Raw genomic sequence first — 12,398 nt, forward strand, 5'->3', positions numbered from 1 at the left:
ATGACCGAGACATCCGACCCCCGCGCGGGACTCAGCCGCCGCGGCTTCGTGACCGCTGGCGCGGGCCTGGCCGCCGGCGTCGCCCTCTGGGGCGCGCAGCCCGCGCCCGCCCACGGCGCGACGCCCACGCTGCCGCGCGAGAAGTCCCGCATCGGCAACCAGACCACCGCCGTCGGCAAGAAGCCGTACGACAACATCCAGGTCGACATCAACGGCGACCTCGCCCGCATCTTCGTGCCGCACTCGGTGACCCCGTCGTCGACGACCACGAACGTGGTGTGGTTCTACCACGCGCCGAACAGCTCGAGCGAGGCGATGAACGCGGGCTTCAAGTGGAACGCCGAGTACGTCGTCGACCAGGGCTGGGTCGCGATCTGCCAGGACGCCGGAGGCGGCCAGTGGACGAACTCGATCGCCGAGAAGGCGCAGCGCGACGGCTGGACCTACGTGAAGTCGGTGTTCAAGGTGCGCGACAACTTCCTGCGCGCGACCTCGGGCGGCGGCGCGCTCGCGTGCGGCGTGTACGCGACGAAGGCCATGCCGCAGGTGCGGGGGCTGTACCTGTGCAACGGCGTCTACGACCTCTGGAAGTGCTACCAGCAAGGCGGCGGCCCGTCGATCGGCCCCGCGTTCGGCAACAACGAGAAGCTCATCCAGGAGCGCAACCCCGCCCGGGCGCCGCAGTCGGCCTGGAAGGGCACGAACATCCGGGTCGTGGTGTCGGTCGAGCCCAAGCGCGACACGCTCGTGCCCCCCGAGGATCACGGGCTCGCGCTCGTGAACAAGGCCGGGCCCGTGGCATCCGAGGCATCCGTTCGCACCCACACCCTCGGCCACACCCAACCCGACTGGGTCTCGAGCGATTCGATCGCGGCCTTCAAACGCTGGAGGAGCTGACATGTCCGTGCTCATCCGCACCGACGTCGCCCGCAAGGACTGGATGGAACTGGTCAAGGGCGTCGCGATCATTCTCGTGGTGATCTTCCACACCATGCTGTTCCTGCGCGCCCTCGACTACCAGGGTGGCGGCCTCGGCCGGTCGAAGATCGCATTCGAGCCGTTCCCGATGCCCGCGTTCTTCGTGATCACCGGCATGTTCGCGCTGCGCGTGCCGCAGTGGACGTTCGCCGAGGTCTGGAAACGGCGGCTCGCGCAGTACCTCTACCTGTACGTGCTCTGGAGCGTCATCCGGTTCGCGTTCTACCTCGTCGTGCCGAACGTGCGCGCCGAGGACGGTGCCGGGGTGACCGCGTCGGATCCGCTCGCGCTCGCGCTCATCTTCGTGTGGCCGACGTCGAGCTACTGGTTCATCTACGCGCTCCTGCTGTTCACCATCGCGGTCTGGCTCGTGCGCAAGGCGCCGATCTGGGCGCAGCTGGCCGGGGCGGGTGTGGTGTCCGTGCTGTTCTCGTCGGGCCTCGCCGACACGCACAACGTCGGATGGAACCGGATGGGCGAGTACCTCGTCTTCTTCGTGGCGGGCGTCGTGCTCTCGAAGCGGATCGACCGAGCGGTGGCCGAGTCGAAGCCGTGGCACGTGTGGGCGTCGTTGGCCGTGTCCCTCGCGGTGTCGGCGCTGCTGGCGCTCGTGCCCGTCTCGCGCGAGGTGCCCGGTGTCGCGCTCGTCGCCCAGGTCGCCTCGCTCGCGTTCGGGTTCACGGCCGCAGTGCGGCTGGTGCGGCTGCGACCGCTCGGGTTCCTGAGCTACCTCGGCAAGCGCACGCTCGACATCTACCTGCTGCACGTGTTCGTCATCGCCGGGCTGGTCGCGGTGATCGCGATGTTCCCGCAGCTGCACGACCTCGGCGACGACGGATGGCTCGTGATGCTCGTCACGACGACGCTCACGATCGTGATCTCGATCCTGCTGTTCCGGCTGCTGTCGCGGTTCACCTGGCTGTTCGTGAGCCCGTTCCGGGTGCGGCCGGGCAGATCGCGGCGGGGGTCGCGGAGGGCCGAGCCCGAGCCGAAGGCCCTCACGGATGCCACGGAGTCGGCGTGATGCAGGTGTACGCGTCGGCGATGGGACAGGTCGACAACGTCGGCGACACGGTGCTGCGGCGCGGGTTCCTCGACGCGCTGCGGCGGGTGGGCCCGCTGCACGTGTACGTGGGCGCCCGCGACGACGATCACCTGAGCGGGCTCGGCCTGCACGACGGCGACCGGCTCTACCGCACGTCGGCCGAGTGGCGCGGGCGACTGTCGAAGGCCCTCACGGCCGAACGCAGCCTCTACGCGTTCGACACGGGCGAGACCGAGGTGCAGCGCGCGTTCGCGATGCGGTATCTGCGGCTCGCGCCGCTGCTGGTCGCGGCCCGGCTGCGCGGCGGCGCGGCGGCCCATGTCGGGGTCGGGGTGCGCGAACCGACGGCGTGGCGGGTGCCGATCTCGGCGGTGCTGCGGCTGTGCCAGGTGGTCACGTGGCGCGACGAGCCGAGCCGGCGCATGATGGGCGTCGGCGGGGTCTCGCCCGACTGGGCGTTCGCACTCGGCGCACCCGAGGACGTGCTGCTCGCCGCGCCCGACGACGCCGACCGCCGCACGCTCGCGATCGCGGTGCGCGCGAGCCTCAGCCACGCCGAGCGCGACCGGCCCGATGCCCGCTGGATCGCCGCGATCGGCACGCTCGCCGATGAGCTCGGCCTCGAGCCTGTGGTCGTGGCGCAGATCGAACGCGACGGCCCGCTCGCCGAGGAGCTCGCCGACGCCCTCGGCGCCGAGGCAGTCGTGTGGGACGGCCCGAACCACGCGAAGCAGGAGGCGCGGCTGCGCGCGGTCTACCGCGGCTCGCGCGCGGTCGTCAGCGATCGGCTGCACGCGCTGGTGATCGCGGCGACCGAGGGCGCGGTACCGATCGGCCTGGCGAACGGCGACGATGACAAGGTGGTGCGCACGCTCGCGGCCGCCGGCATCACCGGCACGAGCGTCGACCGGGCCCTGGCCGACCCCGACACGGCGCTCGCGACCGCGCGCGACGCGATCGGGCGGCACGCCGAGATCATGGCGAGCGTGGTCGAGGCCCGGCGCACGATCGATGCGGTCGTCGACGGCCTGGTCGAGCTGACGGCGGGGCGGTGAATCGGATGCCTCGTCGCACGCCGCCCGCATCCGAGCCGCCGCGCGCGAGCATCGTCGTGCCGGTGTTCAACGGCGCCGGGTACCTGCCCGACGCGCTGCCTCGCCTGCTCGCCCAGCGGCACGACGCGTTCGAGGTCGTGGTCGTCGACGACGGGTCGGCCGACGGATCGGCCGACCTCGTGCGCGCCGCCGCGACCGACGACGACCGGCTGCGCCTCATCGCGCTCGTCGAGAACGGCGGCGTCGCCCGCGCCCGGCAGGCGGGCGTCGCCGCCGCCCGCGGCGAATACGTCTGGTTCGTCGACGCCGACGACGACTGGCGCGACGACGCGCTCGCGCGCCTCGTCGAGGCGGCCGACCGCGATCGTCTCGACGTCGTGGTCGCCGGCGCCCGGTTCGTGTACGACGGCGGTTCGTCGCAGCGCGCCCTGCCGGCGCCGACGGGTGGGCCGGTCGACGGGCGCACCGCCTTCGAGGCGTTGCTCACCGGCGGCATCAGCGGGCACCTCTGGAACAAGCTGTTCCGTCGCGAGCTCGCCTCGGCCCTCGAGTTCACGCCCGCCCGGGTGCACTCCGACCTCGCGATGGTCGCCGATGCGCTCTCGCGGGCCGGGCGGGTCGGATTCCTCGATGCGACCATCTACGACTACCGGCTGCGGTCGGGCTCGATCATCACCAGCCGGTCGAGCCGGGCCGCGTCGCTCGAACTCATCGGCGACGCCGTCGACCGGGCGGCTGCGCGTCTCGACCCGGCGCTCGTCGACACCGACGCCTTCAGGTACTTCCGCACGCGCTTCCTCGTGCTCTCGAGCTTGAAGGACGGGGTCCAGGGGCCGTACTCCCCCGCCGAGTCGCGCGACATCGTACGTGCGATGCGGCGCCGGCTCGCGGCATCCGACCTCGCGGTGCTCGCCCGCCGACGCGACGCGCGCCGCCTGTTGCTCGCCCTCGCGGCGAAGACCTCGCTGCCGCTCTACCGCGGCCTGTTGCGCGCCGCCGAGCGGTGACCCGCGATCCCCGCTGGGCAACGCCGTACCCGCGGACGCTCAGTCCACGAACCCGACGGTGCAGGTCGCCTGCGATGCATCCTGCCCCTTCAGGCCCTCGATCACCGGCGGCGGTGCGGCCGGCGGGGCAGGGTCGACGGGTGGAGCCGCTTGCGCGGCGGGATCGTCGGGAGTCTCCTGGGCGGACTCGTCGGGCGCCGGTTCCGCCGCACCCTCGTCGACCGGCGGCGGGTCCGCCGGAGCCGGCTCGGCCGGGGCGGCGGGGTCCACGGTGACGCCCTGCCCCAGCGCGTCCGCGCCCAACTGGAACGGCTGGTCGGCGATGACGGCCGAGACCAGCTGCGCCGCCTGGTCCTCGAGCGGCACGACCTTGCCTGGGAACTCGGCCGACCCGGTGGTGCCCGGGTACTGCACGAAGACGATCTGGTCGAGCGGCACGTCTTTCAGGGCGATCGCGAGCGACGCCATCGTGATGGGGTTCGCGAGCGACGTCGACAGGACCATGTGATCGGCCGCCACTCGCGCGATGCCGACCACCTTGCCCGGGTCCGAGAGGGTCGCTTCCGACTTCACCCGCCGCATCAGGGCCGACAGGAACGACTGCTGGTTCGAGATGCGAGCCAGGTCGCTGCCGTCGCCGATGCCGTGACGCGTGCGCAGGAACCCCAGCGCCGAAGCTCCCTGGAGCGTCACCAGTCCGGCGGGCAGGTCGAGGTCGGCGTCGGGATCGAAGATCGGGTCGGCGAGGCAGACCTGGACCCCGCCGACCGCATCGCTGAGCGCGATCACGCCGTTGAACGAGACGGATGCCGCGTATTCGAACTGCTCGCCGGTGAGCGACGAGATCGTCTGCGCCACGCACGCCAACCCGCCTCGGCTGAAGGCCGAGTTCAACGGTTGAGCGGACATCGCATCGAACGTTTCGCCCGTGTTCGGGTCGGCGCACTCGGGGTGGGGGATGATCAGGTCGCGCGGGAAGCTGACGGCGACCGCACGAGCGTGGTCCTGGTTCACGTGCAGCCAGATGTTGACGTCGTTCAGCGTGCCGTCGCGCTCGCCGAACGCGTCGCCCTGGTTCGCATCGTTGTCGGCGCCGACGACGAGCACGTCGAAGCCGCCCTCCACGCCGCCCAGGCCGATGTCGGGGAGCTCCTCCGAGGTTCCGATGTCCACGGCGTTGTCGGACACGGTCGCGAAGGTCGACGTCACGAAGAACGCACCGACGATCGCGGTGCTCGCGAGCATGCTGCAGAGCGCGAGCGCGACCGCTTTCACCGGGCCGGAGGTGAGCACCCGGCGCCGCTGGAGCCGACCGTGCCGCATCGGGTTCGCTCGTCGCACGAGATTCTGCATCGAGATCGAACCCTAGCGCAGCACTCGCGGAGGAGGCTGATGCCGGGCGCCGCCGTCGACGAGCCCGCTTCCGCCCCCGTGTGAAGGTCTCGTGAAGTCTCTGTAACGCCCCTACCGGCCCCGGCGGCGGCTGCCTACGCTCATGCCGAGCGAGGCCGACGCCGCCCTCGGTGCCAGGACACCGACCAAGGGGGAAGTCGTCATGCCGAACTCACCGCGAAAGATGCTGCTCGCCGCGTCCACTGGCGGCCACCTGCACGAACTCGTGCGCCAGACCGAATACCTGCGGCCGAGCGACGACTCCCTGTGGGTCACGTTCGAGAGCCCGCAAGCCGATTCGCTGCTGCGCGGCCGACGCGTGATGCACGTACCCTACGTGCGCCCGCGCGACTACGTCGGCGTCGCCCGCGCGATCGGTCGCGTGCATGGGGCGATCCGCGGTGAGCGGTTCGACGTCGCTGTCTCGACGGGCTCGGCGATCGCGCTCGCGGTGTTGCCGGTCGCGCGGATGAGCCGCATCCCCGCGACGTACATCGAGAGCGTCTGCCGTGTCGACGGGCCCTCGATGACCGGGCGGGTGCTCGCGGGCCTGCACGCCGCCGACCTGCGCACGCAGCATGCGTCATGGGCGGGTCGCCGCTGGCACGCGCAGCCGAGCGTGCTCGCCACCTACGCGCGCCGGCTCCGCCCGCTGCCCGACCGCCCACTGCGCGTCTTCGTCACGCTCGGCACGATCGAGGGGTACCGGTTCGACGCCCTCGTCGACCAGGTGCTGCGCAGCGGGCTCGCCGGCCCCGAGACCACCTGGCAGCTCGGCTTCACCGACCGCGACGACCTTCCGGGTCGGGTGCACGGGCATCTCGCCCCGGAAGAGTTCGCCCGCATCGCGCTCGAGGCCGACGTCGTGGTCACGCACGCGGGCGTCGGCACCCTGCTCGGCATGCTCGAGCTGGGGATCCACCCGCTGCTGGTGGTGCGGCGTGCGTCGCGGGGCGAGCACGTCGACGACCACCAGGAGCAGATCGCCGACCTGGTGCGCGAGCTGCGCGTCGCCGACGCGGTCGAGATCGACGACCTCGACGCCGGCACGATGGTCGAGGCCGCCAGGTGGGAGATCGTCGACCGCGTCGACGAACCCGCTCTCGCCGGGCGGGCGGCCTGAATGCGCAGCGTCTTCGCGGTCGGCCGCGGCCAGTACGAGAACGTCGGCGACATCATTCTGCGGCGCCAGCTGCTCGACTGGGTGCGGCCCGACGACGGCACGCTGCACGTCTACGTCGGCGCGTCTCCCGATGGGTACGACGAAGGCCTCGGGCTCCAGCCCGGCGACCTCGTGTACCGGTCGTTCCTCGCCTGGTACGGCGCCGCGCTGCGCGCCGCGGCGCGGGGTCGGGCCGCCTATGTGTTCAAGCCGGGCGAGATCCAGCTCACCCTCGTCGGTATGAAGGAGCACCTGTCGGTGCTGCCGCTGCTGGGCGTGCTGCGCACGCGCGGCGGGCGGGCGGTGCGCGCCGGGGTCGGCTCACGCAACTTCGCCGCGGTCCCGCGGGCCCTCATGCGTCCGTCGATCGCGCTCAGCGACCTCACGCTGTGGCGCGACATCCGCACCGCGGCGTACATGCGCGCGGGTGCACCGATGCCCGACCTCGCGTTCGGCGAGGGCGCGCCCGACGAACTGGTCGCCGAGTTCGCCGACCCGGATGCCGCGACCACCGCCGCACGCGACGTCCTCGTGGTTTCGCTGCGGGCCGACGAGCCGGCGCCCGTCTACCCGAGCGAGGCGTGGCTCGCGGGCGTGCGCGCCTACGCCGAACGCCACGGCCTCGAGATCTGGGCGGTGACGCAGGTGCACGTCGACAACGAGCGGAGCCTCCGGCTCGCCGGCGACCTCGGCGGGCGAGCGCTCACGTGGGACGCGCTGCGCGACCACGACCGGCAGGAGGCGCGCCTGCGCGAGCTCTACCGCCGCACCGCGATCGCGCTCAGCGACCGACTGCACGTGGTGATCGCGGCGTACACCGAGGGTGCGGTGCCGGTCGGCACGCTGGCCGACGCCTCAGACAAGATCGATCGGCACTTCGCGACGATCGGCGTCGACGGGGTCACGATCCGCAGCGACGCGACGGATGCCTCGGAGGTGACCACGGCACTCGACGGACTCGCCGCGCGACGCACGGAGCTGTTCGACGCGCTCGCATCCGCCCGCATCGAGCTGGGCCTGGTGCGCGAGCGGGTGCAGTCCACGCTCGCGGAGGTGCGCGCATGACCCGCGTCACCGTGCATCACCTCGGTCGCTCGGGCGAGCACGCGGGCGGCATGACCCAGGTCGTCAACGGCTACCTCGCGTGGAGGTTCGACGAGGTCGATGTGCGGGTCATCACCTCGCGCGCCGACCCGCACGACATGGCGGGCGCGATGCGCCGGTCGGCGCAGGCGTTCGCCGAACTGGTGCGGCTGCCGAAACGTGCGCCGCAGGTCGTCGTCGGGCACCTGTCGGAACGCGGGTCGTTCGTGCGGGAGGGCGCGCTGCTGCGCGTCGCGAAGGCCCGCGGCATCCCCACCGTCGCCCATCTGCACGGCAGCGAGTTCGCCGCGTTCGCCGACCGCCACCCGCGGCTGGTCGCGGCGGCGCTGAGGTCGGCCGACCGCGTGGTGAGCCTCTCCGACGAGTCGAGCGAGGTGAGTGCCCGCTACGTCGACGCCGAGCGCATCGTGCTCGTGCCGAACGCCATCGCGCCGGGCCACCCGGCACCCGTGAAGCAGCGCATCGCCGTGTTCGGCGGCGTCGTCGGCCGACGCAAGGGCGTCGACGTGCTGCTCGAGGCGTGGCGGCGGGCGGCTCCCGACGACTGGCGGCTGGTGATCGCGGGGCCCATCGCCGAGGCCGACCTGGCGCTGGAGTGTTCTGGTGTCGAGTTCGCCGGCCCGCTCGCCCACGACGCACTCATGCGGGTGCTCGACGACGCCGCGATCGCCGTGCTGCCGTCGCGCGACGAGGCGATGCCGATGTTCGTGCTCGAGGCGCTCGCACGCGACTGCGCAGTCGTGTCGACGCGGGTCGGCGGCATCCCCGCCGTGCTGCGCGACGGCGCGGGCGTGCTGGTCGAACCCGGCGATGTCGACGCGCTCGCCACCGCGCTCGCGACCCTCACCCGCAGCGCCGCGGCGCGCGGGCGGCTGGCCGCGGCCGGGCGGCGGGTCTTCGACGAGCGGTACTCGGCCGCCGCGGTGTTCCCGCGTCTCGAGCGGTTGTGGGTCGAGACGGCGCAGCGGGCCGCATGAGGGTCTCGGTGATCGGCTGTGGTTATCTTGGCGCGGTGCATGCGGCGGCGATGGCCGAGCTCGGTCATGAGGTCGTCGGTATCGATGTCGACGAGCGGAAGATCGCGGCGCTCGCCGCGGGTGAGGCGCCGTTCTTCGAGCCGGGTCTGGGTGCGATCCTGCGCAGCGCGACCGGCAGCGGCCGGTTGCGTTTCTCGACCGGGATGGCGGATGCCGCGGATGCGCGGGTGCATTTCATCGCGGTCGGCACGCCGCAGTCGGCGAACGGCTACGCGGCCGACGTGTCGTATGTCGATGCCGCGTTCGACGCGCTGGTGCCGTACCTCGCTGATGGCGCTCTCGTGGTGGGCAAGTCGACCGTGCCGGTGGGCACGGCGGCCCGGCTCGCGGCCCGGCTCGCCGAGACCGCCCCGCACGCGCGGCTCGCGTGGAACCCCGAGTTCCTGCGTGAGGGGTTCGCTGTGAAAGACACCCTCGAGCCCGACCGGCTCGTCTACGGTGTCGATGACCCCGAGTCGACCCGGCTGCTCGACCAGGTGTACCGTGCGGCCGTCGAGGCCGGTGCGCCGCGGATCGAGACCGACTACGCGACCGCCGAGCTCGTCAAGGTCGCGGCGAACGCGTTTCTCGCGACGAAGATCTCGTTCATCAACGCGATGGCCGAGATCGCCGAGGTCAGCGGGGCGGATGTCACGAAGCTCGCCGACGCGATCGGGCACGACGCCCGCATCGGGCGGAGATTCCTGAACGCCGGCGTCGGGTTCGGCGGCGGCTGCCTGCCGAAGGACATCCGGGCGTTCACCGCGCGCGCTGAAGAGCTCGGGCGGGGCGAGTCGGTGGCGTTCCTGAAAGAGGTCGACGCGATCAACCTGCGCCGCCGCCGCCGCGTCGTCGAGCTCGCGCTGGAACTGCTCGGCGGCTCGGTGTACGGGCGCACCGTCGCGGTGCTGGGCCTGGCGTTCAAGCCCGACTCCGACGACGTGCGCGACTCGCCCGCGCTCGACGTGGCCGTGCAACTGCGCGGCCTCGGCGCCCGGGTGATCGCCACCGACCCCGAAGCGATCGCCAACGCGCAGGCCAGGCACCCACAGCTCGACTACACCACCTCACTCGACCACGCCCTCACCGGCGCCGACCTCGTCGTACTCGTCACCGAGTGGCACGCGTTCCGCGCCCTCGACCCCACCGAGACCGCCCGCCACGTCACCGCCCGCCGCATCATCGACGCACGCAACGTGCTCGACCCGACCGCCTGGCGCGCCGCCGGATGGACCTATCGAGGATTGGGGCGGCCATGACCGAGCGGATGCGACGGATCGCGTTCGTCGTCACCTCGCTGCACGGCGGCGGAGCGGAGCAGGTCGGGGTGCAGTGGATGCGCTCGCTGGCGGCCGTGGCCGAGGTGTCGGCGGTGCTGGTCTCGGACCGGCCCGCAGACCGACTCCCCGACGGGGTGGCGCTGCACGACCTCGGGCGCACCGGACACGCGGCGACCGTCGCGGGTCTGCGGCGAGTCATCCGCGACACCCGGCCCGACGCGCTCGTCGCGCTGCAGACCTACCCGTCGCTCGTCGCCCTCGCCGCGGTCGCGGGCCTCGAACGTGACGCGCGCCCGGTCATCGCGGTCAGCGAGCACAACCTCATCACTCTGGGGCTGCCCGGCTCGTCGGCGGGCCACCGCGCGAAGATCGCGCTCGCCCGTCGCAGCTACCGCCACGCCGATCTCGTGATCGCCTGCTCGCACCCCGTCGGCGCCGAGCTGGTCGCCGGCTTCGGGGTACCGGGCGACCGGCTCGCCGTCGTGCCGAACCCGGCCCTCGCGAAGACGACGGGCGTGCGCGTGGCGCGGCGGCCAGGCGTCGCCGACGGCGTCGACGTCGTGCTCGCGGGTCGGCTCGTGCCGCAGAAGCGGCCGCTGCTCGCGGTCGCCGCCGTGCGACGGCTGCGCGAACGCGGGGTCGAGGCGCGGTTGATCTCGTTCGGCGGCGGCCCGATGCTCGAAGAGGTCAGGGCAGCCGCACGCGACGTCGACGTGCCGTTCGTCGCGCATGGCTGGGTCGAGAACTGGTTCGCCGCGTTCGAACCGAACTCGGTCGTGCTGCTGCCGTCGCTGCGCGAGGGGTTCGGCAACGTGCTCGTCGAGGCGGCCGCGGTCGGCGTGCCGTCGGTCGCCGTGTCGGGTGCGCTCGGCGTCGCCGACGCGATCGTGCCCGGTGTGACGGGCGAGCTCGCCGCGGGCGACGACCCCGACGCGCTGGCCGACGCGATCCTCGCCGCGGCCGAGCTCGAGGTGCCCGGGCTCGACGCCTGGCTCGACCGCTTCACACCCGCGGCGAGCTCGGCGGCACTGCTGGCGGCGCTGCGCCGGGCCGCCGTGCGGCGGAAGTCGGCGTGGGTGCCGGCGGGGCGCCCGGCCGCGGAGTCGCCCGTGGACTTCTCAGCGTAGCTCGGCTGAGACGGCTCGAACCGGACCCGGAGGGTGCGGCCGGCGCCGGCTGGTGTCGGCGCCGGTCAGAGGCAGTCCATGTCGGAAATGTGCCCGGACACCTCTCCAGACTCCGGCGGGATGCCGAACACCAGCTTCGCGGTCTCGCCCGCACCGAGCGGCGGAGTGAGGTTCACCGGTCGGCTGAGCACCACACCCGTGTTCGCCTGGTTCACGGACATCTCCACCGCCACACCGCCGGGGCATTCCCTGGTCGTCCGGACCAGCAGGTTGAAGCAACGGTCGAGCCCGTCGCATCCGAAGCCAGGATCTTCCCTGTCGAGCCACTTCCCGCTGAGGGTGTTGCTGTTCAGGTACTTCCAGAACCCGTCGACACCCACCCCGCCACGCAACCCGTCTCCGACACGTGCCGCGTACTCAGGATCGACCCAGCGCATGACCGACGAGTCCGTCATCCTGTCGCAGATCGATTCGAGCGAGTGACCGTGCGGGGAAAGGGACTTCCACCCTTCCTCGGTGTCGTACACGGACCGGCATGCCGCAATCGCGGCGGGTCTGTTCTGTGCGGCCAGCTGCGCCTTCGCTTCCTTCTCCGCCTGCTCGGCTTCCGCGTCCGCAGCGGCCTTCGCTTCCTCGGCTGCGACCTTCGCTTCCTCCGCGGCTACGCGTTCGGCCTCCTCGGCGGCGGCCTTCGACTGCGCCTCCCGCTCGGCTTCCCCTGCGATCGCGAACCCTGCTCCGACCCCTCCGCCGATGACCAACACGGCGGCGATGACGACGGCGGGTATGACCACCCGGTTCCGTTGCCGCCTCCGCGCTCGCTTCGCGGCGCGGGCTTCGGCGTCCGCGAGACGGGCCGCCTCCTCTGCGGCGTCCTCCTGCTCGGATCGGAGCCGCCGGTATTGGGTGTGCAGGTGGTATGCCTCGAGGAGTTCGGGAAGCTGAGGGGCGACATCGCGGCGGCAGTGCTTGCAGACGACCGCGTCCGAGCGGATCTGCTCACGGCAGAACGGGCACTGCACCGGGGTGGCCCCTAGGCCGGTGCCGTCGTCGACGACCGCACGGAACGCTGGCACGGTCCACCCGTCCGGCGGGACAGCACCGTTGTGAACCGCCGCGTACGCGGCAGCCCACAGGTCGGCGTCGGACACCAACGCGGGCTCACCTGGAACGGGTTCCGGTGCAGGGTGGATCGGCTCGCCGGCGTCGTGCATTCGGGTCTCCTCGGAAAT

General features: G+C 72.3%; 11 protein-coding genes. 9 read left to right on the forward strand and 2 right to left on the reverse strand.

All coding sequences use genetic code 11. From position 1 onward, the window contains the following. From FLP10_RS06855 to FLP10_RS06870, 4 genes are read left to right on the forward strand one after another with little or no spacing between them, the layout of a single operon-like run. The gene (locus FLP10_RS06855) at positions 1–897 is read left to right on the forward strand and encodes a hypothetical protein (protein ID WP_149160189.1); all 897 of its coding nucleotides are present in this window, start codon (positions 1–3) and stop codon (positions 895–897) included. A gap of 1 nt (position 898) precedes the next feature. After that, positions 899–2,002, forward strand: a complete 1,104-nt coding sequence (locus FLP10_RS06860; RefSeq protein WP_149160190.1) for an acyltransferase family protein — start codon at positions 899–901, stop codon at positions 2,000–2,002. Further along, entirely contained in the window at positions 2,002–3,078 is a 1,077-nt protein-coding gene (locus FLP10_RS06865) for a polysaccharide pyruvyl transferase family protein (RefSeq protein ID WP_342780566.1), read from the forward strand. Before FLP10_RS06860 ends, FLP10_RS06865 begins: the two co-directional genes overlap by 1 nt. A gap of 5 nt (positions 3,079–3,083) precedes the next feature. Then, a complete protein-coding gene (locus tag FLP10_RS06870) occupies positions 3,084–4,085 on the forward strand; it encodes a glycosyltransferase family 2 protein (RefSeq protein ID WP_149160192.1) in 1,002 nt (333 codons plus the stop codon). 39 nt (positions 4,086–4,124) lie between these two features. Here FLP10_RS06870 and FLP10_RS06875 read toward each other — a convergent pair whose 3' ends face one another. Then, positions 4,125–5,438 (reverse strand): LCP family protein, encoded by a 1,314-nt coding sequence (locus FLP10_RS06875; protein ID WP_149160193.1) that lies wholly within the window; start codon positions 5,436–5,438, stop codon positions 4,125–4,127. Between the two features lie 202 nt (positions 5,439–5,640). Between FLP10_RS06875 and FLP10_RS06880 the strand changes: the two genes are divergently transcribed. The 5 genes from FLP10_RS06880 to FLP10_RS06900 are packed head-to-tail and all read left to right on the forward strand — an operon-like array spanning position 5,641 to position 11,166. After that, positions 5,641–6,600 carry a glycosyltransferase gene (locus FLP10_RS06880; RefSeq protein WP_168209123.1) on the forward strand — a complete coding sequence of 320 codons (960 nt, stop codon included), beginning with the start codon at positions 5,641–5,643 and terminating at the stop codon, positions 6,598–6,600. Beyond that, positions 6,601–7,704, forward strand: coding sequence for a hypothetical protein (locus FLP10_RS06885; RefSeq protein ID WP_149160195.1), 1,104 nt, complete (start codon positions 6,601–6,603; stop codon positions 7,702–7,704). After that, entirely contained in the window at positions 7,701–8,720 is a 1,020-nt protein-coding gene (locus FLP10_RS06890; protein WP_149160196.1) for a glycosyltransferase family 4 protein, read from the forward strand. The genes FLP10_RS06885 and FLP10_RS06890 overlap by 4 nt, the downstream gene beginning before the upstream one ends. Further along, positions 8,717–10,018, forward strand: coding sequence for a UDP-glucose dehydrogenase family protein (locus FLP10_RS06895; RefSeq protein ID WP_149160197.1), 1,302 nt, complete (start codon positions 8,717–8,719; stop codon positions 10,016–10,018). Before FLP10_RS06890 ends, FLP10_RS06895 begins: the two co-directional genes overlap by 4 nt. Further along, a complete protein-coding gene (locus FLP10_RS06900; protein WP_168209124.1) occupies positions 10,015–11,166 on the forward strand; it encodes a glycosyltransferase in 1,152 nt (383 codons plus the stop codon). Before FLP10_RS06895 ends, FLP10_RS06900 begins: the two co-directional genes overlap by 4 nt. 65 nt (positions 11,167–11,231) lie before the next feature. Here FLP10_RS06900 and FLP10_RS06905 read toward each other — a convergent pair whose 3' ends face one another. Continuing rightward, positions 11,232–12,380, reverse strand: a complete 1,149-nt coding sequence (locus tag FLP10_RS06905; RefSeq protein WP_149160199.1) for a hypothetical protein — start codon at positions 12,378–12,380, stop codon at positions 11,232–11,234. Positions 12,381–12,398 lie beyond the last annotated feature (18 nt).

Origin of the sequence: Agromyces intestinalis (assembly GCF_008365295.1) — a bacterium.
In the GTDB taxonomy this organism is placed as follows: Bacteria; Actinomycetota; Actinomycetes; order Actinomycetales; family Microbacteriaceae; genus Agromyces; species Agromyces intestinalis.

Excerpts from the sequence above, each read along its gene's own strand:
- FLP10_RS06855 (WP_149160189.1), top strand. The coding sequence starts at position 1 with ATGACCGAGACATCCGACCCCCGCGCGGGACTCAGCCGCCGCGGCTTC.
- FLP10_RS06860 (WP_149160190.1), top strand. The coding sequence starts at position 899 with ATGTCCGTGCTCATCCGCACCGACGTCGCCCGCAAGGACTGGATGGAA.
- FLP10_RS06865 (WP_342780566.1), top strand. The coding sequence starts at position 2,002 with ATGCAGGTGTACGCGTCGGCGATGGGACAGGTCGACAACGTCGGCGAC.
- FLP10_RS06870 (WP_149160192.1), top strand. The coding sequence starts at position 3,084 with ATGCCTCGTCGCACGCCGCCCGCATCCGAGCCGCCGCGCGCGAGCATC.
- FLP10_RS06875 (WP_149160193.1), bottom strand. The coding sequence starts at position 5,438 with ATGCAGAATCTCGTGCGACGAGCGAACCCGATGCGGCACGGTCGGCTC.
- FLP10_RS06880 (WP_168209123.1), top strand. The coding sequence starts at position 5,641 with ATGCCGAACTCACCGCGAAAGATGCTGCTCGCCGCGTCCACTGGCGGC.
- FLP10_RS06885 (WP_149160195.1), top strand. The coding sequence starts at position 6,601 with ATGCGCAGCGTCTTCGCGGTCGGCCGCGGCCAGTACGAGAACGTCGGC.
- FLP10_RS06890 (WP_149160196.1), top strand. The coding sequence starts at position 7,701 with ATGACCCGCGTCACCGTGCATCACCTCGGTCGCTCGGGCGAGCACGCG.
- FLP10_RS06895 (WP_149160197.1), top strand. The coding sequence starts at position 8,717 with ATGAGGGTCTCGGTGATCGGCTGTGGTTATCTTGGCGCGGTGCATGCG.
- FLP10_RS06900 (WP_168209124.1), top strand. The coding sequence starts at position 10,015 with ATGACCGAGCGGATGCGACGGATCGCGTTCGTCGTCACCTCGCTGCAC.
- FLP10_RS06905 (WP_149160199.1), bottom strand. The coding sequence starts at position 12,380 with ATGCACGACGCCGGCGAGCCGATCCACCCTGCACCGGAACCCGTTCCA.